Genomic DNA, 21,775 nt, shown 5'->3' with positions numbered 1-21,775 from the left:
CCCCCACCCCCCAGAGCACGGCCCCGGCCGTGGCCAGCCAGAGGTTACCGGCCAGCACGAAGAGGCCCAGCCCGGCGGCGGCCGCGGCCATGCTGGCTCGGAGCACAACCACCCTGCCCCAGGCGTCAATGGCACGGCCGCCGAAGAAGCGCATAGCCGTCATCGCCAGGACAAAGGCGGCGAACAGCAGGGCACCCGTGGACTGCGAAGCACCCAGTCCGTCGACTGCGGCCTTGGCGATCCAGTCGTTTCCGGCGCCTTCGGTCAGTGTGGCGCCGAGGACCACGACGCCGATCAGCAAGGTCCGCCCGTCCCGCCACGCCGAGCGGTCTTTCACCGGCGCCGCTTCCCCGCCCGCCGGAACTTGTGCGGGCAGGTGCGGCAGGAAGTAGCGCGGGGCAAGCATCGTCAGCACGGCCACGACGGCGGCTATCACCAGCAGGTGGACCGGGAGCCCGATGCCGGCGGTGGACAGACCGGCGCCGATCAGGGCACCCAGAAAGGCGCCGCCGCTGAACGCGGCATGGAACTGCGGCATGATGGTGCGCCCCAGCTTGTGTTCGACGTCGGCCCCTTCGATGTTCTGGGACACGTCCCACAGCCCGATGCCGATGCCGAAGAAGAACAGTGCGACAGCCGTCCCGGGCACCGATTCAGCCTGGAGGGTCAGGGCGATGCCGGCCCCGGCAACTGCCGCCACGAGCCCGGCACTGCGGACGGCGTTGGCCGTCCCGATCCGGCCCACCACGAGGCCGGCGGTCGGCAGGGCGATGAGGGAGCCAAGGGCAACGGACAGCAGCAGTGTTCCCATCTGCCCGGAACTGATGTGCAGGATGTCCGTCACAGCCGGGATGCGTGCGGCCCAGCTGGCAAACACGAGACCGTTGATCCCAAAAATGAGGAATGTCGCCGAGGCCGCGGCCTTGAGCTGCGGACGGGTTGCGGTGCTGGTCATACGGTCACTACTTCCACTGACTTCTGGGCGAGCTGGGCGAGTTCATCAGGTCCGAAGGTCCTGTCCGTCACAATCGCGTCCACGGCGTCCAGGTCCGCGACGAGTGCGACGGCACTGGCGTTCCACTTGGAGCCGGCGCACGCGACGATCACCCGTCCAGCGGATTGCAGGCCGGCACGCTTCACGGCCGCGTCTTCCAAGTCGTGGGCGAGCAGACCGTCCCGCAGGTTCATGGCGCAGGGCGTGATGACCGCCGTATCGAAGCGCAGTGAGCGGATATTGGCCTCCGCCATCGGCCCGCGGAAGGACAGTTCGCCGGGGACCAGGCTACCGCCGGGCAGCAGCAGCTCGGGGCGGTGGCCGGCCGGTCCGTCGTCGGCGGTCAGGACGCCGATGGCGCGCAGGGACATGGGCATGATGGTCATTGCGCGCTGCCGCAACTGGCGGGCGATTTCCGTGGCGGTGGTGCCGCTGTCCAGCCAGACGTGCCCCCGGTCCTTGAGCAGGAGCGCCACTCCGGCGGCAATTCGCCCCTTGGCCGCGTGCTCTTCCAGTTCGCGTTGGCCGTACTCGGGGTTTTCGCCGCCCAGCACCAGGCTCCGCGCCCCGCCGTGGACCCGTCGAAGGACGCCGTGGAGGGCAAGAATGTCCAGGTCGCGGCGGATTGTTGCGCCGGAGGCGCCAACGGCGGTCATGAGCTCATCCACCGTCACATGCTCTCGACGGCGCAGCAGCTCGCCGATCAGGCGGTGGCGCTCCTCAGTACTCATGCTCAAATGCTAACCAAATATGATCGTTTAATCATTCCGTGCGCAAATGCGGCGCGTGCTCCAGAAGGGCACCTTCCGGGACGTCATGCAGTGTGGATTCGGTGGAACGGCCACGCCCCAAGCAACGCGGGGTCACTTAGCGCCCAAAAACACTCCCGGAATGGGCGCCAAGTGACCCCGCGTTGCTGTGTGGGATCCACGCTGGGGCCTAGCGGGCGCGCTCGACGCGCTTTTCGTCCCAGACCGGCTCGCCGGACTCGTAGACCTTGCCGTCGGAGCCGAAGACCAGGAAACGGTCAAAGGTCCGGGCAAACCAGCGGTCGTGGGTGACGGCCAGGACCGTGCCCTCGAAGTGGTCGATCGCCCGTTCCAGCGCCTCGGCGGAGTGCAGGTCCAGGTTGTCCGTGGGCTCGTCGAGCAACAGCAGCGTAGCGCCGGAGAGCTGCAGCAACAGGATCTGGAACCGGGCCTGCTGGCCGCCCGAAAGCGACTCATACTTCTGCTCCGACTGCGCGGCCAGGCCATACCCGTCCAGCGCCCCTGCCGCGGCTTCCCGGCCCATCCCGGAGCGGTGCTCGTCACCCCGGTGCAGGATTTCCAGCAGGGTCTTGCCCAGCAGGTCCGGACGGACATGGGTCTGGGCGAAGAACCCGGGCCGGATGCGGGCGCCCAGCTTCACCGTGCCGTCGTGCGGGACTTCGGCGATCTCGACGTCGGACACCGGCAGGTGCTCCCGCTCCGGATCGGTGCCTCCGGTAGCGAGCAGGCGCAGGAAGTGGCTCTTGCCGGAGCCGTTGGAACCCAGCACGCCGACGCGGTCGCCGAACCACACCTCGGTCGAAAACGGCTTCATCAGCCCGGTCAGCTCCAGCTTTTCGGCCACAACGGCGCGCTTGGCGGTGCGGCCGCCCTTCAGCCGCATGTGCACATTCTGCTCGATCGGCAGCGCCTCGGGCGGACCGGCCTCGAGGAACTTCGCCAGCCGGGTCTGCGCCGCGTGGTACCGGTTGGCCATGTCAGAGCGGAATGCGGCCTTGTTCTTGTACATGTTGACGAGTTCCTTGAGCTTCACGTGCTCCTCGTCCCAGCGCTTGCGCAGCTCCTCAAAACGGGCATTCCGGTCCGCGCGGGCGTCCACGTAGGAGCCGAAGCCGCCGCCGTGGATCCACGCGCCGGCGCCGTTGATGCCCGGCTCCAGCGTGACGATGCGGCCCGCGGCGTTGTTAAGCAGCTCGCGGTCGTGGCTGATGAAGAAGACGGTCTTCTTCGACTCGTTGAGCTTCCCCTCAAGCCAGCGCTTCCCCGGCACATCAAGGTAGTTGTCGGGCTCGTCAAGAAGCAGGAGCTCGTCCGGCCCGGCGAAGAGCGCCTCGAGCACCAGCCGCTTCTGCTCGCCGCCTGAGAGGCTCGACGCCGGGCGGTGCTGCGCGCGGTCAAAGGGCAGGCCCAGCGCGGCCATGCAGACCTCGTCCCAGACGGTCTCGACGTCGTAGCCGCCGGCATCCCCCCAGTCCACGATCGCCTGGGCATAGGTCATCTGGGTGGGCTCGTCGTCGTGCTCCATCATCGCCAGTTCCGCCTCGTCCACGGCGCGTGCGGCGGCCGCGAGGGCAGGCGGCGCGGCGGAGACCAGCAGGTCTCGGACCGTCGAATCGTCGCGGACCTGGCCCACGAACTGGCGCATGATGCCCATGTTGCCGGAGCGGCCGATCACGCCTTCGTCCGGGATGAGGTCGCCGGAGATGATCCGGAACAACGTGGTCTTGCCGGTTCCGTTGGGTCCGATCAGCGCTGTTTTGCTGCCGTCCGGAACCTTGAAGGTCACGCCGTTGAGCAGCTGGGTGCCGTCGGAGAGGAAGTAATCGATGTTGGAAACGTCAATATGGGCCACGCTTCCATCCTCCCACGGCCCGGCCGCGCGGCCGCGGCATTGGGCCGCCAGCGGGCCGCCCCTGCGCCAGCACTTAGCCCGCGGCGGTCAGGAACTCCTTGAGCAACGGACCGGAGGTGGTGGCGCCGAGGCCACCGTCCTCCACGAACACGGCGACGGCAAGGTCACCGTGAACGGCCACGATCCAGGCGTGGGTCTTGGGCGGATTGTCCTTGCCGAACTCAGCCGTCCCTGTTTTGGCACCCACTGGCGCGCCGGGGACGGAGGCCAGGAAGCCGGTATGTCCGGACGTCACCACGGCGCGCATCATGTCCGCCAGCGAGGCTGCTTCCGCCGCGGTCACCGGCGTTCCGGACGTTTTCGCCGGCGCCGGAGCTGACGACGACGGCGCTGCAGCGGACGCCGTCGGCCCGGCTGCCGGGGTGGCCGGGTCGCTGGCGTTGGGTTTCAGCACCAGCTGAGGCGTGACCGGGGCGCCCTTGGCGACGGACCCGGCCATGATCGCGGCGGCCAGCGGGGACATGAGCACCTTGCCCTGACCGATCATGGACGCCGCATGCCCGGTGCCTTCGGCGGTTCCCGGGACGGAGCCCAGAAAGGCGCCTGCCCCCAGCCCGGGGGCTTCCACCGCGACACCCAGGGAAGTGGCCGCGGATTCCAGCTGGGCCTGGCTGACCTGGTCCCGGGCGTTGATGAAGGCGGTGTTGCAGGAATGCGCGAAGGCGTCGCGCAGGGTCACGGAGCCCAGCGAGGAGACGGGGTACCCCTCGGCGTTCTTGAAGGTCCGGCCGTCCACCGTCAGGGTCGCCGGGCAGTCCACTGCTGATTCCGGGGTCAAACCATTGCGGAGCATTGCCAGGGCATCCACGATCTTGAAGATTGACCCCGGGGCGTACTGTCCCAGCATGGCGGTGTCATAGCCGTTGCTTCCCGGCCCGGAAGCCGCTGCGAGCACGGCGCCGGTGGAGGGCCGGAGCGCCACGATGGCCGAGGCGGGACCGACCTTGCCGAGGATGCCCTCGGCCAGTTGCTGCAGGTTCGGGTCCAGGGTTGTCTTCAGCGCGGTCCCCGCCTTGATCTCCAGCTGGAACAGGACCCGGCGCCCGCCGTTGAGCAAGGCCTGCTTCTGCTCGGTGGTGAGGCCGGGCTTCTCGACGTAGACCTGGATGCCGTCGGTGCCGCGCAGTTGTGCGTCGTATTGCTGTTGGAGACCGCCGGTTCCCGTGGTGTCCCCGGCCTTGAGCGCCCCGCCTGATTTCTCGATCTGTTCGGCGTTCGCCTCGGCTGCGGTGCCCAGCAGCGCGCGGGCGAAAGTGCGGGTCGGTGCAAGCGGGAGCTGGTCGGCGATGGCGCGGGCGCCGGGGATCTCGGCGATCTGTGCGTCGGTGATTGTTCGGCCGTCCTGGCGCAGGGTGATGGCGGCGACGAACGCCTCGGGCCCGGCCGCCTGCACCTGCTGGGCGTAGGCGGCGGGGTCAGCTCCCACTAACTGGGCGAGCTTCGCGGCGGACGCGGCCGGATCGGCGGAGGCCAGCAGGGGCTTGTCGATGCCCACATTCACAACAGGCCGGTACGTGACCAGCTTGGCGTCACCGGCACCGAGGATATCGGCCCGCGGCGGCGTCTGGCTCGCCGTGCCAAGGATTTCCCCCTCGGCCAGGTCCGGCACCAGGGTGGCCGGATTCCATATGGTCAGCCACTTGTCACCCGACTTCTTCAACTGGGCGGACGTGGTGTACTTCCACTCGCCGGAACCGATCTTCCAGCTGTAGGTGAGCGGGACCGTGGCGGTGCCGGAATCGAGCGTCAGATCGCCGGCCTCAACGGCGGGCTTCGCCGGATCGAGCGCCTTGAACACTGCCCTGAGCTGGTCGTTGGCCGCGCCGGAATCCTTCCCGTCAAATGCGACCGAGCCGACGTCGAGCGCCTCCACGGCGGACGCAAGCTGCTTCGCGGCGTCCTGCGCGCCGGCGCGGCCGTCGGAGCACCCCACCAGGGAGGCGCCGAGTATGAGCCCGACAAGGGCAAGTGAAAGTTTTGATGAGTTCCCCATCGCGCAATTATGCACCGAGCACCGGACAATCTCCTTGTCACATGAATCCTGCCGGCAGACCAAAGCACTGCGCCCGGCCTGGCGTTCCGGCCCGGTTACCCTACATGCAGTCCACAAGCGGGCTAGAGACGCCGGATGATCCGCCGCTGGGTGGCAACGGAAATCGCGGCAGTGCGGTTGTCCACCCCAAGCTTTCCGTAGATATGCCCGAGGTGGGTCTTGACCGTAGCTTCGGAGATGAACAGCTGCTTGGCGATGGCCCGGTTGCCCAGTCCGGTGGCCAGCAGTTCCAGCAGCTGGATTTCCCGGGACGACAGGGCCGGTTCGGGGTTCCGGATCCGGCCCATCAGCCGGGCGGCCACCTCCGGTGCCAGCGCCGTCTGCCCGGAAGCTGCGGAGAGCACCGCCTGCCGGATCTGCTCCGGCGGCGCGTCCTTGAGCATGTAGCCGCTCGCGCCGGCCTCCACCGCGGCGAGGATGTCGGCGTCGGAATCGTAGGTGGTCAGGATCAGCACCGGGGGCGGCGGCTGCCCGGCCGCGCCGGCCTTGATTTTGCCCGTCGCCGTCACACCGTCCATCCCGTCACCCATCTGCAGGTCCATGAGCACGACGTCGACCGGTTCGCCGAGGGCATGAAGCCGGGCCAGCGCAGCAAGCGCGGCGCCGCCGTCGGCCGCTTCCGCGGCCACCGTGATGCCCTCGAAATCGCTCAGCATGGCCCTCAATCCGGCCCGAACAACCGGATGGTCGTCGACGAGCAGCACACGGATGGCGTTCATGGTGCCTCCTTCTCCGGTTCTTCCGCACCGATTCCCGCGCCGGCAACTGCAAGCGGCAGCCGGATCGCCACCACGGTGCCCTCGCCCGGGGCAGACTCGATGTCCAGGCTGCCGGACAGGGCGGCAACCCGGTCGCGCAGGGACTTGAGCCCGTACCCCGACCCGTCGGGACGCCCCTTCCCTGCAGCGGCGGCAGGGTCGAATCCGGCGCCGTCGTCGTAAATGTCCATCGCCACCTCGCTCCCCAGGAAGGACAGGGTCACGACGGCGGTCCCCGCCTTCGCATGAACCCACACGTTCGCGAGGCTCGCCTGCGCGGCGCGCAGCAGTGTGGTGCGGTAGGGGTTGGGGAGCTCCACGGGCGTCCCCTCCAGATCGAAGCGGCAGCGAAGACCTGCTCCGCGGGCGGCCGCCTCGGTTTCGGTCTTCTGACAAAGCCGGCGGAGGCTGTTCACGAGAGAGCTCTCTTCGAGCGCAGGCGATTGCAGCCCGCGGACAAAGTTGCGCGCCTCGGCCAGGTTGGCCGAGGCTGTCTCCTGGACTGTCCGGAGCCGGGCACGAGCGGTGGCGGTGTCTTCGTCGTCGAGGGCCTTCTCGGCGGAGCGGCCCATCAGCACGATGCTGGAAAAACCCTGGGCAAGGGTGTCGTGGATTTCGCGGGCCAGCCGGGACCGCTCGGCGAGGGTTCCGGCGTCGTGCTGGCTCCGGGCGAGTTCCTCCCGGGTGCGGCGGAGCTCCTCGGCGGCCAGCCGCTGGCTTTCCGCCTCAAGGTAGAGCGCGCGGTACGCGAGCCCGGTGACCACGGCAAACGCCGCCCCGAACACCGGTCCCAGCACCATCGGCAGCTGAAGCGGACCGCCGTCCCCTCCGCTGTTGTGCAACCACAAAGCCCCGATCAGCAGGACGGTGCTCAGCGCAATGGCCGGCAACGCCACACGCCGCGGCAGGACGTGCAACTGCAGGAAAAAGAGCGGGAAGGCCAGCCACACGAAGTCGGCGCTGGCCCAGATCAGCAGCAGCCAGAGCAGGCAGACGACGGCCAGCCACCACGTGGAATAGGGCCGCGGATCGAAGCGCGACGGATCGGCGGAGTGGCGCTTCTCCAGCACCGTCCCCAGCAGGTAGACGGCCGCGAGTAGGAGAGCGGCGGCCACCGTCAGCCACGCCACGCCCTCGATCCCGGCACCGACCTGCCGGACCAGGGCCACGAGAAGCAGTCCCGCGAAGCCGACGTGGAGGCTTACCCGCAGGAGCCGCAGGATGGCGGAGGCACCTGTGGACGCCGTGTCCGCACCACCCGCTTGGCTATCCATAGCTTCAGCGTAGTGCCGGGCAGGCGCGGATTTGGCTGAAAACGGCGCAGCACGGCGACGATCAACCTTTTGGTTGACCGGAGGTCCGCCGCCAGGTCGCCGACAGGTTCCACGTCGCGTCGGTGATGCGCGTGCATGACATACAGTTCGTGGCGCTGACGGCTGCCGTGGCGCCTAGCGCCCCAGCCCGGGCACCGGCAGCCCGAATATGTCCTTCAAGGCATATTTTGCGGCCTGGAACCCGGGCATGCCGGTGACACCCGGACCCGGCGGGGTGGAGGAGGAACACAGGTAGACGCCGCGCAGGGGGGTCCGCCAGGGCACGGGACTCAGGACCGGCCGCCGGACCAGGCCGCGGAGGTCCATGAGGCCGGCACCGAAGTCACCGCCAACGTAGTTCTCGTTGTAGTCGGCCAGCCCGGCCGCGGTCGTCACCTTGCACCGGAGCACAAGGTCCCGGAAGCCGGGGGCAAAGCGCTCGAGTTGGGCGGTAACTGCCTCACCCATGTCCACCGTGGAACCGGCCGGGACATGGCAGTAGGTCCACAGGATGTGCCGGCCAGCCGGTGCCCGCCCGGCGTCGAACCGCGACGGCTGGGAGACCAGGACATAGGGCCTCTCTGGGTGCCGGCCCGCAGCGACCAGGTTCTCGGCCTCTGCCGTCTCCGCCCGCGGACCCCCCACATGCACCGTCCCGGCGTCGGCGAGCCCGGGCGCTGCCCACGGAACCGGTCCGGAGAGGATGAAGTCGACCTTGCAGGCAGCATTCCCGAAGCGGAAGGCTTCCAGCGCCCGGCGGTAGCGCGCGGGGAATCGTCCCTCCGCGAGCCGGAGCAGTCCGGGCGGGGCCACATCCAGCAGCGTGGCCTGGACGGGGGGAAGCTCGGACAGCGACTGAATGCGTGCTCCGGTTTCCACCACCCCGCCGTGGGCTTCGATATCCGCCACCATGGCCCGGGCAATCGCCGCCGATCCCCCCTCGGGGATGGGCCAGCCACCGGTGTGTCCCAGGACGCCCAGCATGAGGCCAGCACCGGCCGCCGTCAGCGCGGGCAGCCTCGCCACGGCGTGTGCCGCGACACCGGTCAGAAGCGCCGGTGCCAGGTCCTCCCTGAATCTGGCGCCCCAGAGCCGGGAGCCCTGTTCCAGAGTCCGGAGTCCGAACACCGTGGCCGCAACCGGATCCTTCGGGATCCGCAGCAGCTGGTTGAGGGTGAACTCGGTGATGCCCTCCGTCCGCTGCACCAGCGGCGCCATCAGCCGCCGGTATGCGGGGCCGTCCCGCCCCAGCCCGGCAGCGGTCCGCTCCAGTGAACGGTAAGCAAGCGCGGCGCGTCCGCCGTCGAGCGGTGTGCCGTAGGAGACCTCCGGCACCGCCAACCGGATCCGCCGGGACAGCTCGAACTCCCGGAAGAAGGGGGAGGCGAGAACCATCGGGTGCACCGCCGAGCAGACGTCATGGAGGTGGCCGGGCTCAATGAGTTCCGTGGTCCGCAGTCCGCCGCCGGGGGTGTCCGCCGCCTCGTAGACGTGTACCCTGAGCCCGGCCCGGGCCATCGTCACCGCGGCAGCGAGACCGTTCGGGCCCGATCCGATGACCGCTACGTCAGGCATCCGAAGGCACCTTCCGCCAGGGCAGCCGTGACGCCGAGGGGTTCATCAGATTCACCCGAAGCCAGTCCGGTGCACGGTCGAAGGGTCCGCCGTGCGGATCGTCCAGATCGTGCCGACGGATGACGTCGTACCGGGGATCCCAGACGTCCCAGGCCACGCGCGCCATCAGGTACGCGGTGGCAAGCATGTGGAAGACGACGGCCAGGACGTAGTAAGGCATGTCGATATTGTGCTGGGTGGCGCCGCCGCTGGTCACCTGGCCAAGGTACATCCAGACCGCAGCCCAGTGCAGCCCCTCGAAGGTCTGCCAGACCAGGAAATCCCGCCACCTGGGCCTGGCAAGTGCCAGCAGTGGAACGAGCCAGATGACGAACTGCGGTGAATACACCTTGTTGGTGAGGATGAAGGCGGCCACGATCAGGAAGGCCAACTGGGCGAGCCTGGGCCGGCGGGGCGCCGCGAGGGCCAGCACCCCGATCAAAATACAGGCCAGGACGAAGAGGTTCAGGGCCAGCGCGTTGACGGCCTCGGCCTGCAACGGGACCCAACCGACCCGTCCTGCCACGAGGTTGTAGGCGAACCACGGCGAGCTGTAACCGGCGGGCCGTTCCTCGGTGAACTGGTAGAAGTACTTCCAGCCGGCCGGATCCAGGGCAGCCATCGGAAGGTTGACGGCCAGCCATGCCGCGGCCGCGGCGCCGGCGGTGACCAGAATGGGCCGGATGCGTCCGGTCCGGAGGGCGAGGAGCAGGATCGCGCCGAGGATCAGCAGGGGGTAAAGCTTAGTGGCCGTTCCCAGGCCGATGAAGATCCCCGCCAGCACCGGCCTGTTCCGGGAGAAGAAATACATGCCGAGGGCCAGCATGCCGACTGCCCAGATGTCCCAGTTGATGGTGCCGGCCAGGACAATGCCGGGAGCCACTGCCACCATGGCGGCATCCCAAGGCCGGCGGGGCGTCATCCGGGCGGTAGCCAGCACCGTGACGATCCAGACCGCGGCGACCAGGGCCGCATTGACATCGAAGTAGGCAAGGATGCGCTCGCTCGTGACGCCTTCGCCGGGCAGCACGAGCGCCGTGCCTCCGGCGATGAAGCCCATCAGCACGGGGTATTCGAAGAACGTTCCCTGCGTAATGAACGGGAACGCCCCGGTGCCGAGCCCACGGTTCCTGAAGAGTTCGGGAAAATCCGAGTAGCAGGTGGCGTAGAACTGGCCGGGGGTTTCCCAGCCGTTGCTCCGGCAGTAGGACTTGAGGAGCATGCCTGCGAGGGCCGCAAGGACGGTGAGCAGAATGAGGACGCGTTCCACGGTGAAGAATCCGGGGGAGACGATGCCCGGTGCCGAGCGGCGGCCCATGGGTCCGCCGATGAGTTCCGTGAAGTTCCTCAGCAGCAGGTCGCTGCGGCTTGGTATGACCAGTCGGGCCCGTCTGCGGTGCTCCGGCGGCTTTGTCTCCTGCATGCCTTCGAGCTTACCGGGGCGGCTCCGGCTGGGAGTGCTGCGCCGTGCAGGCGGATCTGGAACGGGGAAGGGAACCGTGAACAGGGAGCCCACGCGCCGCCGCGTGGGCTCCCCGCGGATCAGTTCCGGGGTCAGTCATCAGTTCTTCTTTCTGTGGCTGTGACGTGTCCTCAGCGGATGAGGCCCATCTGGTGCATAACGACGTAAACGTCTTCACGCTTCTGGTCCAGGAGTTGTCCGTTGAACAGCGTCGTGTGCCGTGGGGCGGGCTTGAGGCTCAGGCGCACGAGCGACTGCAGTTTCTGCTTCATGGTGGTCACCTCCCTTCGGTGTCGAGTGCTGCGTGTACGGGCTGTGGTTCTGCCAATAGTCACGGCGGACCTTTCATTGGCACTAATGGGAACGGGTAGTAATTGGGCATGCCAATTAAGGCCTCTGTGAATTGAGGAAGAAAAGGCCGTAATTGGGCACGAAAATGCCCGGCATTAATTAATCGATTTCGCAAAGCGAAAGGATGGCCCCTGAACGCATGAGCGCCGCAACCCCAACAAGAAGCTGGGTTCCGATCTTTGGGGGTGCTGCGCAACCGCGTGGTTCCGCCTGGGTCAGGCCGCTGTCACGGGACTCCCGGGAAGGGGAGTGCCGGTATCGCCGTGGCTCGGGGTCCTAAGTCAAAAACCAGGCCGTGAGCGGAAGGGTCAGGAGACAGTCGGGCCAAAATTTGGGCGCGGTTCAGAGGCAGAGGCCGGGGTGGCGGCGATGCAATACATCCATCCGCTAGTCAAAGTAATCATTTCTCCCAACCTCCTTTTCTGTTATGACGTTGCACCGGCTGACTGGCCGGGCGACGTGCGCCTCGACCCCGGCAGGACGCTCTGGGGTCAGAAATAAAAATACACCATGAATGCGGCACTTGACTACCGCATTTATAAACTTTCTTAAAAGTATTTTCTAAACCGCATTCACAGGCCCCAGCGAACTACTGCCGGCGTCTTCTTATCCCAGCCCAGCGTGCAGACTTTGGCGGTCCCCAGGACGAAATGGCGGCCCTCATGGGCGTCAAGCCCCAGCCAGCGGGCCGTCAGGATCCGGGAGAAGTGTCCGTGAGCTACGACCAGGACATTGTCCAGGCCGGATTCCAGCACGCGCGCCACAATCTTGTCCGCCCGCGCCGCAACATCGTCGAGCGATTCACCGTTCGGCACACCGTAGGTCCAGATCAGGTATTCAGGGTTGTCCTTGCGGATGAGGTCGGAGCTGATGCCCTCATAGTCGCCATAGTCCCACTCGACCGCCAGCGGCTCCAGCTCGGCGTCGGGAAAGCCTGCAAGTTCCGCGGTCCGCCGCGCCCGCCGCAGGGGGGACGTCAGCACCAGTTCGAAGTCGACGGCGTCGAGCACCTTGCGTGCCTCCACGGACTGCTGCTCGCCCTCCACAGTGAGTGGAAGGTCGGTGAGCCCGGTGTACTGCCCGCTCTTGGACCATTCCGTTTCGCCGTGCCGCAGGATCCACAACTGCGGACGCGGGCTGTTGGAAGCATCAATCACTTAGGACTCCTCAGTGGTGGACAGTTCGACGGCGGACTCCGGCTGGGATGCCCACCACGCGTGCAGCCGTGCCTCGGCCACGGCGGGATCCAGCGGCCCGTGTTCCATCCGCTCTTCAAGCAGGAACTTGTAGGCGCGTCCCACGACGGGGCCGGGCTTCAGCCCCAGCAGCTCCATGATCTTGCCACCGTCGAGATCGGGGCGGACCGCCTCGAGGGATTCCTGCTCGCGCAGCGCCGCGATCCTGGTCTCAAGGTCGTCATAGGCGAATGCGAGGCGCTCAGCCTTGCGCTGGTTCCGGGTGGTGACATCGGACCGGGTCAGCCGGTGCAGCCGGTCCAGGAGCGGCCCCGCGTCGGTGACATACCGGCGGACGGCGGAATCGCTCCAGCCCGCATCGCCGTAACCGTAGAACCGCATGTGCAGCTCCACGAGCTTGGCCACGGCCTTGATGGTGTCGTTGTCGAAGCGGAGCGCCTTCATCCGCTTGGTGGTCAGCTTGGCGCCAACCATGTCGTGGTGCCGGAAGGTCACGGCGCCGCCGGACTCGAAACGGCGGGTGGCAGGTTTTCCGACGTCGTGCATCAGTGCGGCGAACCGCAGCACAAAGTCCGGGCCGGGCACGGCGCCGTCGGCGTCAGTCTCCAGGGACGCTGCCTGCTCCAGGACCTGGAGCGAGTGCTGGTAGACGTCCTTGTGGCGGTGGTGTTCATCCGATTCAAGACGCAGCGCGGCTACCTCGGGCAGGACGAACTCGGCCAGACCGGTGTCCACGAGCAAATCGACGCCTTCCCGGGGCCCGGCGGCGCAGATGAGCTTGACCAGCTCCTCACGCACGCGCTCGGCTGAAATCATGGTGATGCGTTCAGCCATGCTGGTCATGGCGGCGCGGACGTCAGGCCTCACCGTCACGCCCAGCTGGGCGGCGAAGCGGGCGGCGCGCATCATCCGGAGCGGGTCGTCGGAAAAGGACGCCTCGGGAGCCCCGGGGGTGGCCAGCATCGACGCGTGCAGGTCCCGGACGCCGCCGAACGGGTCCACGAGCTCCAGCGTCGGAAGGCGCAGCGCCATCGCGTTGATGGTGAAGTCACGCCGGAGGAGGTCATCCGTCAGGGAATGCCCGAACGCCACCACCGGTTTGCGGGAGTCGGGATCGTAGGCCTCGGCGCGGTAGGTGGTGATTTCGATCTGGAAGCCCGCCTTGCGCATCCCGATGGTGCCGAAGGCGCGCCCGATCTCCCAGTAGTTATCAGCCCACTTTTTGATGAGTGCAACGGTCTGGCCGGGGGTGGCGTCGGTGGTGAAGTCAAGGTCGGGGGATATCCGGCCAAGGAAAAGGTCACGCACAGGCCCGCCTACCAGCGAGAGCTCATGCCCGGCGTCGACGAACCGCTGTCCGAGCTCCAGGACCACCGGGTCCACCTGGAAATCAACAGTGTGCGGGTCAGTCTTGTGATGTGGATGCGCCATGGTCCCTTAAGCATAGTTTCTCAAGCCCGGCAGAAATCCCGGCAGATCCCGCACAGTGGCCCTCCTCGATGCGGAGCCGGTGGACGCGCGGGCCCGCAACGGCAGCAATCGACTTTCCCCGCCGTCCACTTTCCTGTCATGTTTAGGTCATCAACTGCGGACAAGAGTCGTTAGAGTGGACTTCATGGCCCATCCCGTACCGAGCGCTCCCGGCAGGAGGACAAACGCACCGTTGCCTTCGGCAATCGGTGCCAATGTTGCGCCCGTCCAGCACTCGGGACAGGCCTCCCTGCCCACGGTCGAGGAGGTCTCCGCAGGCGGCGTCGTGGTGGACACGTCCGACGCCGAACTCCGGGTTGCGATCATCGCCCGCCTTAACCGGGGAGGACGCCTGGAATGGTGCCTGCCGAAGGGCCATCCCGAAGGCGAAGAAAGCAATGAGGAAGCAGCCGTGCGCGAAATCGCGGAGGAAACGGGCATCGAAGGCAAGATCCTCGCCCCGCTCGGGAGCATCGACTACTGGTTCACTGTCAGCGGGCACCGGGTCCACAAGACCGTCCACCACTACCTCCTGCAGGCCACGGGAGGAGGGCTGACCATTGAAAATGATCCGGACAAGGAAGCCGTCGACGTCGCCTGGATTCCCATCCATGAACTGGCCCGCAAGCTCTCTTTCCCCAACGAGCGCCGCATCGCCGATCTCGCCAAGGATGTCCTGCCGGGAACCCGTTGAGGGCACAGGGAACCGGCCATAACCGGCCGCGGATTACCCCTTTTGCCCTGCCCGGGTGAGACGATGAAGACGATGTCATCTGCCAAACCCACCCCAGCGCACTCCGGCCCCGCCGATTCCACGGCCGTCCAATCCGGAGAGGCCCGCTCCAGCGCCATCATGGCCGCGGGTACGCTCGTGTCGCGCTTTTTGGGCTTCGGCAAGACCTGGATGCTGGCGGCTGCCCTGGGCCTGGGCTCCACTGTCAACGACACCTTCATCAACGCGAACAACCTGCCGAACCTGATTTTCCTGCTGGTGGCGGGCGGCGTGTTCAATGCGGTCCTGGTGCCCCAGATCATCAAGGCCAGCAAGGCGCCGGACAGGGGAGCGGACTACATCAGCCGGCTCCTGACCCTGGCGGTGCTGGTGCTCGTTGTCCTCACGCTCCTGGTGACATTGCTGGCACCGTGGGTCATTGAACTGACAACGCAGGGCTACTCGCCCCAGCAGAAGGCGTTGGCTGTGTCCTTCGCGTTCTGGTGCCTGCCCCAGATCTTCTTTTATGGCCTCTATGCCCTGCTGACCCAAGTGCTGAACGCCCACGGCGCCTTCGGCCCCGCGATGTGGGCTCCGATCCTGAACAATATAGTGGCGATCGCCGGCCTCGGCATGTTCATCGGCATCATGGGAGCCAACGCGGCTAATCCGCACACGATCGAAAGCTGGGATTCGTTCCAGACCTTCCTGGTGGCCGGGTTCTCCACCATCGGCGTCATCGCCCAGACCGCCATCCTGCTGGTTCCGGTGTTCAGGCTCCGGCTGGGACTGCGGCCGCGCTTCGGCTGGCGCGGCGTGGGACTGGGTCATGCCGCCAAGCTGAGCGTCTGGACCCTGGCCACGGCCGCCGTCGGGCAGCTGGCCTTCCTTTACGTCATGCGCATCGCCACGATTCCGGGCGCGGAACGGCTCCGCCTCGAACAAGCCGGAGATCCGGGCGCCGCGGCGCTTCCGGGCAACGCCGTGCTGGAGGTGGCCAGCCAGCTGTACCTGCTGCCGCATTCCATCATTGCGCTGTCCCTGGCCACCGTGCTGTTCAACCGGATGACCCGGGCCTCCCAGGATGGAGACAAGGCGGCCCTGCGCAACGCGCTCTCCCACGGGCTGCGGACCATGGCGGTGGCCACGGTTTTCGGTGCCCTGGCACTGTTCGCGCTGGCCGGACCGCTGGGCATGTTCTTCTCCGGCGGGGTGCGCCAGGACGGCGTCATGCTGGCCCAGACGCTGACCATCCTGGCCCTCAGTACCCCGTTCATGAGTGCCAACTTCATGATGTCCCGCGTGTTCTACGCCAACGAGGACGCCCGGACCCCCTTCTTCATCCAACTGGTGCTGGCCCTGGTCAACGTCGTCGCGGCGTTCATGATCCAGTTCCTGCCCTTCGACCAGATCATCTTCGCGATCGCCGCCCTCTACACCGGCGGCAACATCCTGTCCGTGATTGTCAGCGCGGTCTTCCTGCGCCGCCTCCTGGGCCATCTGGACGGTCCCCGCATCGCGAACTCTTACATCGGCATGGGCTATGCGGCCCTGGGGTCGGCCCTCGCCGGGGCCGGGGCGCTATGGCTGTTGGGGGGCTACAATCCGGACGGCTTCGCCTGGAGCACCCCGATCGCCGCACTGGTGACGATCGTCGTCGCCGGCCCGGTTATGCTGGCCGTCTACGTGCTGTTGCTGAAGCTTTTCCGGGTGACTGAGCTGCAGGATCTGCTGCAGCCTCTGCTCGGCCGGCTCCGCCGCGGCAAGGACGCCGGGCCCGACGGCGGCGGGGATGCTGAGGTTCACGCCGGTACCCGTCCCGAAGATGCCGCAGCCGGACGTATGCGCCCGGAACGTGCCACCGTCTCGGTGGATACGGGACTGATTCCCAGAATTTCCGGCGAATTCGATGCCGCCTCCTTCCGCGCCGGTCCGGACCTTGGCCTGCGGGATGAATATGCCGACAGTGGCAATGGACCGGAGGGCGGCTACCTCCCGGACGAGGAAGTGCCGAGCACGGCCCAGGGGGGTCTGGGCCGCGTGGACGTTCCATTGCCGGGACGCCGCACGTATCAGGGCCCGGTGGGGCAGAATCCGTACTTCCCGTTCGGCCGTAAGAAGAAAAAGTAACGTCCGCCCGGTTCACGGCGCCGTGCTTCCGCAGCAGTGACACCGCATCGGCTACGATCGGATACTAACAAGGGGAGTTGCAGACCAGCGGTCAACCGGCTTTTCCGGGGACCTGCGGTCACTCATGAAGTGATCGGCTCGGCAGCCCCCGGACAGTCTAGGAGGAGCCCGTGTCCCACCCGATCGATGTCGGAGCAGTACTTGGTGGCCGCTATAAGGTCACTGCCACAGTACTGACCTCGCATGACCAGGATCTGGTGCTGGACGGCGTGGACCAGGTACTGAACCGCGCTGTCAGCATCCTTGTAGCCGGTCCCGGCAATGCCGATCAAGTAGCCCAGAGTGCCCGCGAGGTGGCCACCGGCGCGCGTCCGGGCACCGTGCAGATCCTTGACCTCGGCGTCAGCGACTCCACGACGTACCTCATCACCAACCATGCCTCGGCAGCTGACTTGCTGGACCTCGTGGTGTCTTCCAACCCGCCTTATGTGGAGCCCTTCTTCACGGACACGCTCGGCAGCGAGATCTTCGGGCAGGTGCGTTCCAAGGAACCCGAAACGTACGACGGCCTCTATGACGACGAGGAAGGCGACGCCGAGTTCATCAACTACGAACCGACCCGGGCCCCTGCCTCCCCGGCGCCCGGTGGCACGCCTTCTTCGCCGTCGCGGGTTCCGACGCGTCCGGCTGCGGCACCGGCTGCTGGAGCTGGCGCTGCCGCTGGCGCCGGAGCGGGAACGGCTGTGGGCGCAGCAGGAGCCAGCTCGTCGACTTCTCCGGATACGGCACCGCAGGAGGCCACCGCGCGTGTGACGGCATCCCAGCCGGTCCAGGGCGAAGCTGTGAACAGCGGCGCTTCCGCCCGTGGAGCCGGACCGTCCACGCAAACCCCCGAGACCCCGAAGGTGTCCCTGTGGGCCGACGACGACTATGACAGTCCGGAGGAGCGTGGGGGCAGCCGCCAGGGACATGCACCCGAATATGCCGGTGCAGCTGCCGCCGGCCGGGGTTCCGGCGACCGCAGGCCCGGGTTCTTCCCGACTTCCGCCCGGAACAACGAGTCGACGGCGGCGGACGACGAGTACTACGACAAGGACGAGGAACCGCCGCGCGAACCCCGCTCCATGCGCTGGCTGGTAGGCGGGTTGCTGGCCGCAGTCCTGGTGGTTGGCCTGATCCTTGCCGTGACCAATTTGGGCGGCCTCTTCAAGAGCAGCCCCCAGTCCAAGGCCGGTGGAACCACCGCCGCGAGCACCCCCGTCCCGACGTCGGCGGAACCGACAGGGAGCGCCAGCTCAGCCCCCGCTGCAGGCCCTCCGGCCATTGAAGGAGTGACCAGGCTGGGAAACTTCGACTTTGCGGCGACCTACGACGGCGACCTCGTCAAGACCTTTGACGGCAACGGCGCCAGCTACTGGTCGGACATGGAATTCGCCTCGGACAACTGGGGCGGCCTCGCCACCGAGGTTCCGCTCGTGATTAAGCTGAAGAGCCCCGCCAAGGTCTCCTCGGTCACCCTGGGCCAGCTGGGAGCATCCGGCGGAAGCATCAGCGTCTTCACCAACGACCGGCCTTCCCTCGACGGTGCCAAGCCCGTGGGAAACAACAGTTTTACCTCCCCGGATCTGACGATGCCGTTGCAGGAACCGGTCACCGCCCAGTACGTGATCGTCTCCATCAAGACCCTTCCCAAGCTCGCAGCACCAAAGACCCGCTACGGATTCGGTCTGCGGCTGGCCGAGATCAAGGTCCAATAGCTCCGCGTCAACCACGGCTCTGCCCGTTATTTGACGCAGCCCGGACGGTGGGCCGGGGCGCGGCGTCATCCTGTGGTTGCCGGCTCGACCGGAATATTCAGCCCCCAGTATTAGTTGTGCCATGTGGCCGGCCACTCAGGCAGGTCCAGCGACAAAGGAAGAGGTTCACCGTCCAGTGAGCAACGCAGAAAACACCGCGTCCGAAGTACGTGATGTCATCATCGTGGGCTCCGGCCCCGCAGGCTACACGGCCGCGGTATACACGGCGCGCGCGAACCTCAAGCCGCTCATGCTGGCCGGTTCCGTCACTGCCGGCGGTGAGCTGATGAACACCACCGACGTCGAGAACTACCCGGGATTCCCCGACGGCATCATGGGTCCGGACCTGATGGAAAACTTCGAAAAGCAGGCTGCCCGATTCGGCACTGAAATCCAGTTTGAGGACGTCACTGACCTTGACCTCGAGGGCGACATCAAGACCGTCACCATCGGCACGGGGGAGACCTTCCGCGCCCGGTCCGTCATTCTTTCCACCGGTTCGGCTTACCGCGAGCTTGGCCTACCCAATGAAAAGCGCCTTTCAGGCCACGGCGTAAGCTGGTGCGCAACCTGCGACGGTTTCTTTTTCAAGGACCAGGACATCGCCGTCATCGGTGGCGGCGACTCAGCCATGGAGGAAGCGCTTTTCCTTACCAAGTTCGCTAAATCCGTGACCGTGGTGCACCGCCGCGACACCCTGCGTGCCTCCAAAATCATGGCCGACCGCGCCCAGGCTCACGAAAAGATCAGCTTCGTGTGGAACACCGGTGTGGAAGACGTCATCGGCCAGGACAAGGTCACCGGCCTCCGGTTGAAGAACCTTCTCGACGGCTCCGAGACCGAATTGGCCGTCACCGGCGTCTTCGTGGCCATCGGAAACGATCCCCGCACGGACCTCGTCAAGGGCAAACTGGAACTGACCGCCGACGGCACTATCGCCGTTGAGGGCCGGACATCCAGGACCACCATCAAGGGCGTATTTGCCGCCGGAGACGTCATTGACCCGACCTACCGTCAAGCCATTACCGCCTCGGGGTCCGGCTGTGTAGCCGCTCTCGACGTCGAGCACTACCTCGCAGATTTCCACGCCTAAGGGCGCGCAGCAACCAACCAAGAGAGAGACAGGGTTTATGAGCAACGCAAAAGATGTAACAGACGCAAGCTTCGGCGCCGATGTACTGGCATCAGAGAAGCCGGTCATCGTGGATTTCTGGGCGGAATGGTGCGGGCCCTGCCGCAAGCTGGGACCGATCCTTGATGAAATTTCCGTCGAGTACAGCGAGAAGGTGGATGTCGTCAAGGTAAACGTCGACGACAACCCGGCCATCGCCGCCCAGTACGGCATCACTTCAATCCCTGCCGTCTACCTGTTTCAGGGTGGCGAGGTCAAGGGCAGCGTCATTGGAGCCCGGCCGAAGCAGTTCTTCGAGAAGGAATTCGCGGACGTTCTGTCCTAGCATCGCCGGACTGTGCCTCGACGCAGTCCATGCACGGTGGCTCCACTTCCTGGAAGTGGGGCCACTTTTTTGTAGTCTCGCCGTAGGGGTCTCTGCCCTTGAGAGGCCGTGGCGGCCAACTGGATGCCTGAAACTTCACAAAACAGCCAATTCACGTTGTTTTCGATGGCGAGGTTCTGTCTCTGGCCCTGAAATTTCGCGGCCAAGCTCTGGCTGACGGGGCTAGGGCGCCGAATTGCCGTGAATGGCAAATTTCGGATTCTTCGATCAGTTGACGCATGTTTCACGTGAAACAGAAAGGAGGATTGGGCGATGCGATCGTCCACTGGATCAAGTCGCTCAAACTCCATGCTCAATTGCCGGGGGTACTTGAAGCGCCCGCTGTGTTACACGTGAAACATGAGGCCGATTGATCTCAACTCATGGATGCTGCGACGACATGGAGGGGTCTGTCTCCTTCCCACGCGCGAAGGAAGGCACATACGCTCCATCCCTGAACCCGAGTCTTCCAATGGATGGGCACTCCGAATCCCCATGCGGAGGATCGCCCGAAGACGGAAATCCCTGTGCGGCATGCGGCATGCGGCATTGCGGACTCGCCGCAGATCCAATCCCTGCTGCGCAGGTTTCACGTGAAACATCACCACCAGCCTGATATCGCCCCGCGCCCGACGGCAGCCGCTAGGCAGAAGGAATGAACAATTGATATTCAACTCTCAAATAGGCCGACTGAAGACCTGCTGGTGTGCAGTCAGCATCCGCGCCGTGTGGTGAACGATCCCTGGCCGCTCCGCAGCCCCAGCAATGACAACGCCGCGTTAGCTCTAGCCGGCGGGACAATCACGGTTTGACTACGGGAGGAGGTCCCCACATCACTCAGTGCCCACTGCTGATCGCCAGCCGGAACGCCACGGGTGGTTCCCGCAACGGGCACATCCCCGGGTCTCCTTCCCACCGAAGGAGCTCTCTCTGCCGCACGGAGGGTAGCCGGGACGGGACGTGCATCAGCGGCTGGAGCTTGTCCTGGGACCTAGTCCACCACACCAGTGACCGCGGGCAGCCCGTAGACGCCAGCTGGCGTGCCCGCAGGTCAGCTGTGCGCTACCAGGGCGTGGGTGGCGACCTGAGACGCTCAACGGTTTGAAGTGAGGCAGGGGACCGCCAGCAGCTGGATCGGAAGACTGCATGCTCACATCGGTCTTTTCTTTGATCCGGGTGCCCCGTGCCGAAGAACACGGCATGCCCAGGAACCGAAACATAAGACCCAGCGACTGACCGATGCCTGTGGCAGTAGCGCACAGTCGAAGATCCCTGCCCTGGTGCGCGTGTTGGAGCGGGCCGATCACCGGGCATGACCGCTTGCCGATAGCCGCCCCCCTCCCTCCGTCCAATGCGGAATGAAGCTGCGCCCCTCGGGACGAGGAGTCCGCCCGGGTTGTGCACAAGCGCCGAAGCCTTCCTTCGCACGCGAGCGTGCGGAGAATGGGCGCCAGCGCCGCTGTGCCAGTAATCCGTGTCCGGAGGGTGGGGTGCATGCCACGTGGCGTTCCTGTCCAGGAACTCACTAGGCAGACCCCAGCCGATTACCGAAGCACCGCAGCCCCGCAGCCCGCAGCAGCGGCAACCCTGGGCGGGGACCACCCTAGCCCCACCCAGCCCCGCATTCGGCTACCGGGCAGAAGGCTGGACGGGAAGGACCGGGGGCGGTCGAGTAGTCGTTTCCGTCCCCACAAGACCAGCATCACTCGCCATTTGGCTCCGTCAAGGATCCTTGCCCGCGCAGGTAA

At 66.2% G+C, this 21,775-nt stretch carries 16 protein-coding genes; 5 read left to right on the top strand and 11 right to left on the bottom strand.

Going from position 1 to position 21,775, the window contains the following annotated elements; genetic code table 11:
• From BJG92_RS00225 to BJG92_RS00175, 11 genes are all read right to left on the bottom strand, one after another.
• Positions 1-955, bottom strand: a 955-nt coding sequence (locus tag BJG92_RS00225) for an MFS transporter (protein ID WP_231961619.1), incomplete at its 3' end; no start/stop codon positions are given.
• Entirely contained in the window at positions 952-1,725 is a 774-nt protein-coding gene (locus tag BJG92_RS00220; RefSeq protein ID WP_231961618.1) for a DeoR/GlpR family DNA-binding transcription regulator, read from the bottom strand. The genes BJG92_RS00225 and BJG92_RS00220, both read right to left, overlap by 4 nt.
• A gap of 208 nt (positions 1,726-1,933) precedes the next feature.
• A complete protein-coding gene (locus BJG92_RS00215; protein WP_231961617.1) occupies positions 1,934-3,616 on the bottom strand; it encodes an ABC-F family ATP-binding cassette domain-containing protein in 1,683 nt (560 codons plus the stop codon).
• 73 nt (positions 3,617-3,689) lie between these two features.
• Positions 3,690-5,669, bottom strand: coding sequence for a penicillin-binding transpeptidase domain-containing protein (locus BJG92_RS00210; protein ID WP_231961616.1), 1,980 nt, complete (start codon positions 5,667-5,669; stop codon positions 3,690-3,692).
• Positions 5,670-5,791: 122 nt separating this feature from the next.
• Positions 5,792-6,448, bottom strand: coding sequence for a response regulator transcription factor (locus BJG92_RS00205; RefSeq protein WP_231961615.1), 657 nt, complete (start codon positions 6,446-6,448; stop codon positions 5,792-5,794).
• Positions 6,445-7,761 carry a sensor histidine kinase gene (locus BJG92_RS00200; protein WP_231961614.1) on the bottom strand — a complete coding sequence of 439 codons (1,317 nt, stop codon included), beginning with the start codon at positions 7,759-7,761 and terminating at the stop codon, positions 6,445-6,447. Before BJG92_RS00200 ends, BJG92_RS00205 begins: the two co-directional genes overlap by 4 nt.
• Positions 7,762-7,935: 174 nt before the next feature.
• Complete coding sequence (locus tag BJG92_RS00195; protein ID WP_231961613.1) at positions 7,936-9,375, bottom strand: NAD(P)/FAD-dependent oxidoreductase; 1,440 nt, start codon at positions 9,373-9,375, stop codon at positions 7,936-7,938.
• Positions 9,368-10,837, bottom strand: a complete 1,470-nt coding sequence (locus tag BJG92_RS00190) for a glycosyltransferase family 87 protein (RefSeq protein WP_231961612.1) — start codon at positions 10,835-10,837, stop codon at positions 9,368-9,370. Before BJG92_RS00190 ends, BJG92_RS00195 begins: the two co-directional genes overlap by 8 nt.
• Before the next feature lie 170 nt (positions 10,838-11,007).
• A complete protein-coding gene (locus BJG92_RS00185; RefSeq protein ID WP_231961611.1) occupies positions 11,008-11,148 on the bottom strand; it encodes a hypothetical protein in 141 nt (46 codons plus the stop codon).
• Between the two features lie 651 nt (positions 11,149-11,799).
• The gene (locus tag BJG92_RS00180; RefSeq protein ID WP_374199745.1) at positions 11,800-12,381 is read right to left on the bottom strand and encodes a histidine phosphatase family protein; all 582 of its coding nucleotides are present in this window, start codon (positions 12,379-12,381) and stop codon (positions 11,800-11,802) included.
• Between the two features lie 3 nt (positions 12,382-12,384).
• Positions 12,385-13,854 (bottom strand): CCA tRNA nucleotidyltransferase, encoded by a 1,470-nt coding sequence (locus tag BJG92_RS00175; protein WP_231961609.1) that lies wholly within the window; start codon positions 13,852-13,854, stop codon positions 12,385-12,387.
• A 184-nt stretch (positions 13,855-14,038) separates the two neighbouring features.
• Between BJG92_RS00175 and BJG92_RS00170 the strand changes: the two genes are divergently transcribed.
• From BJG92_RS00170 to trxA, 5 genes are all read left to right on the top strand, one after another.
• Positions 14,039-14,587, top strand: a complete 549-nt coding sequence (locus BJG92_RS00170) for an NUDIX hydrolase (RefSeq protein ID WP_374199744.1) — start codon at positions 14,039-14,041, stop codon at positions 14,585-14,587.
• A 72-nt stretch (positions 14,588-14,659) separates the two neighbouring features.
• Positions 14,660-16,735, top strand: coding sequence for a murein biosynthesis integral membrane protein MurJ (gene murJ / locus BJG92_RS00165; protein WP_374199743.1), 2,076 nt, complete (start codon positions 14,660-14,662; stop codon positions 16,733-16,735).
• Between the two features lie 170 nt (positions 16,736-16,905).
• Positions 16,906-18,492, top strand: coding sequence for an ABC transporter substrate-binding protein (locus tag BJG92_RS00160; RefSeq protein WP_231961607.1), 1,587 nt, complete (start codon positions 16,906-16,908; stop codon positions 18,490-18,492).
• Between the two features lie 175 nt (positions 18,493-18,667).
• The gene (gene trxB / locus BJG92_RS00155) at positions 18,668-19,624 is read left to right on the top strand and encodes a thioredoxin-disulfide reductase (RefSeq protein ID WP_231961606.1); all 957 of its coding nucleotides are present in this window, start codon (positions 18,668-18,670) and stop codon (positions 19,622-19,624) included.
• A gap of 37 nt (positions 19,625-19,661) precedes the next feature.
• Entirely contained in the window at positions 19,662-19,988 is a 327-nt protein-coding gene (gene trxA, locus BJG92_RS00150) for a thioredoxin (RefSeq protein WP_231961605.1), read from the top strand.
• Positions 19,989-21,775: the final 1,787 nt, after the last annotated feature.

The organism is Arthrobacter sp. SO5, assembly GCF_020532805.1.
Taxonomy (GTDB): Bacteria; Actinomycetota; Actinomycetes; order Actinomycetales; family Micrococcaceae; genus Arthrobacter.
The sequence above is the reverse complement of the archived record's forward strand: the minus strand, read 5'-3'. Positions and strand labels throughout refer to the sequence as shown.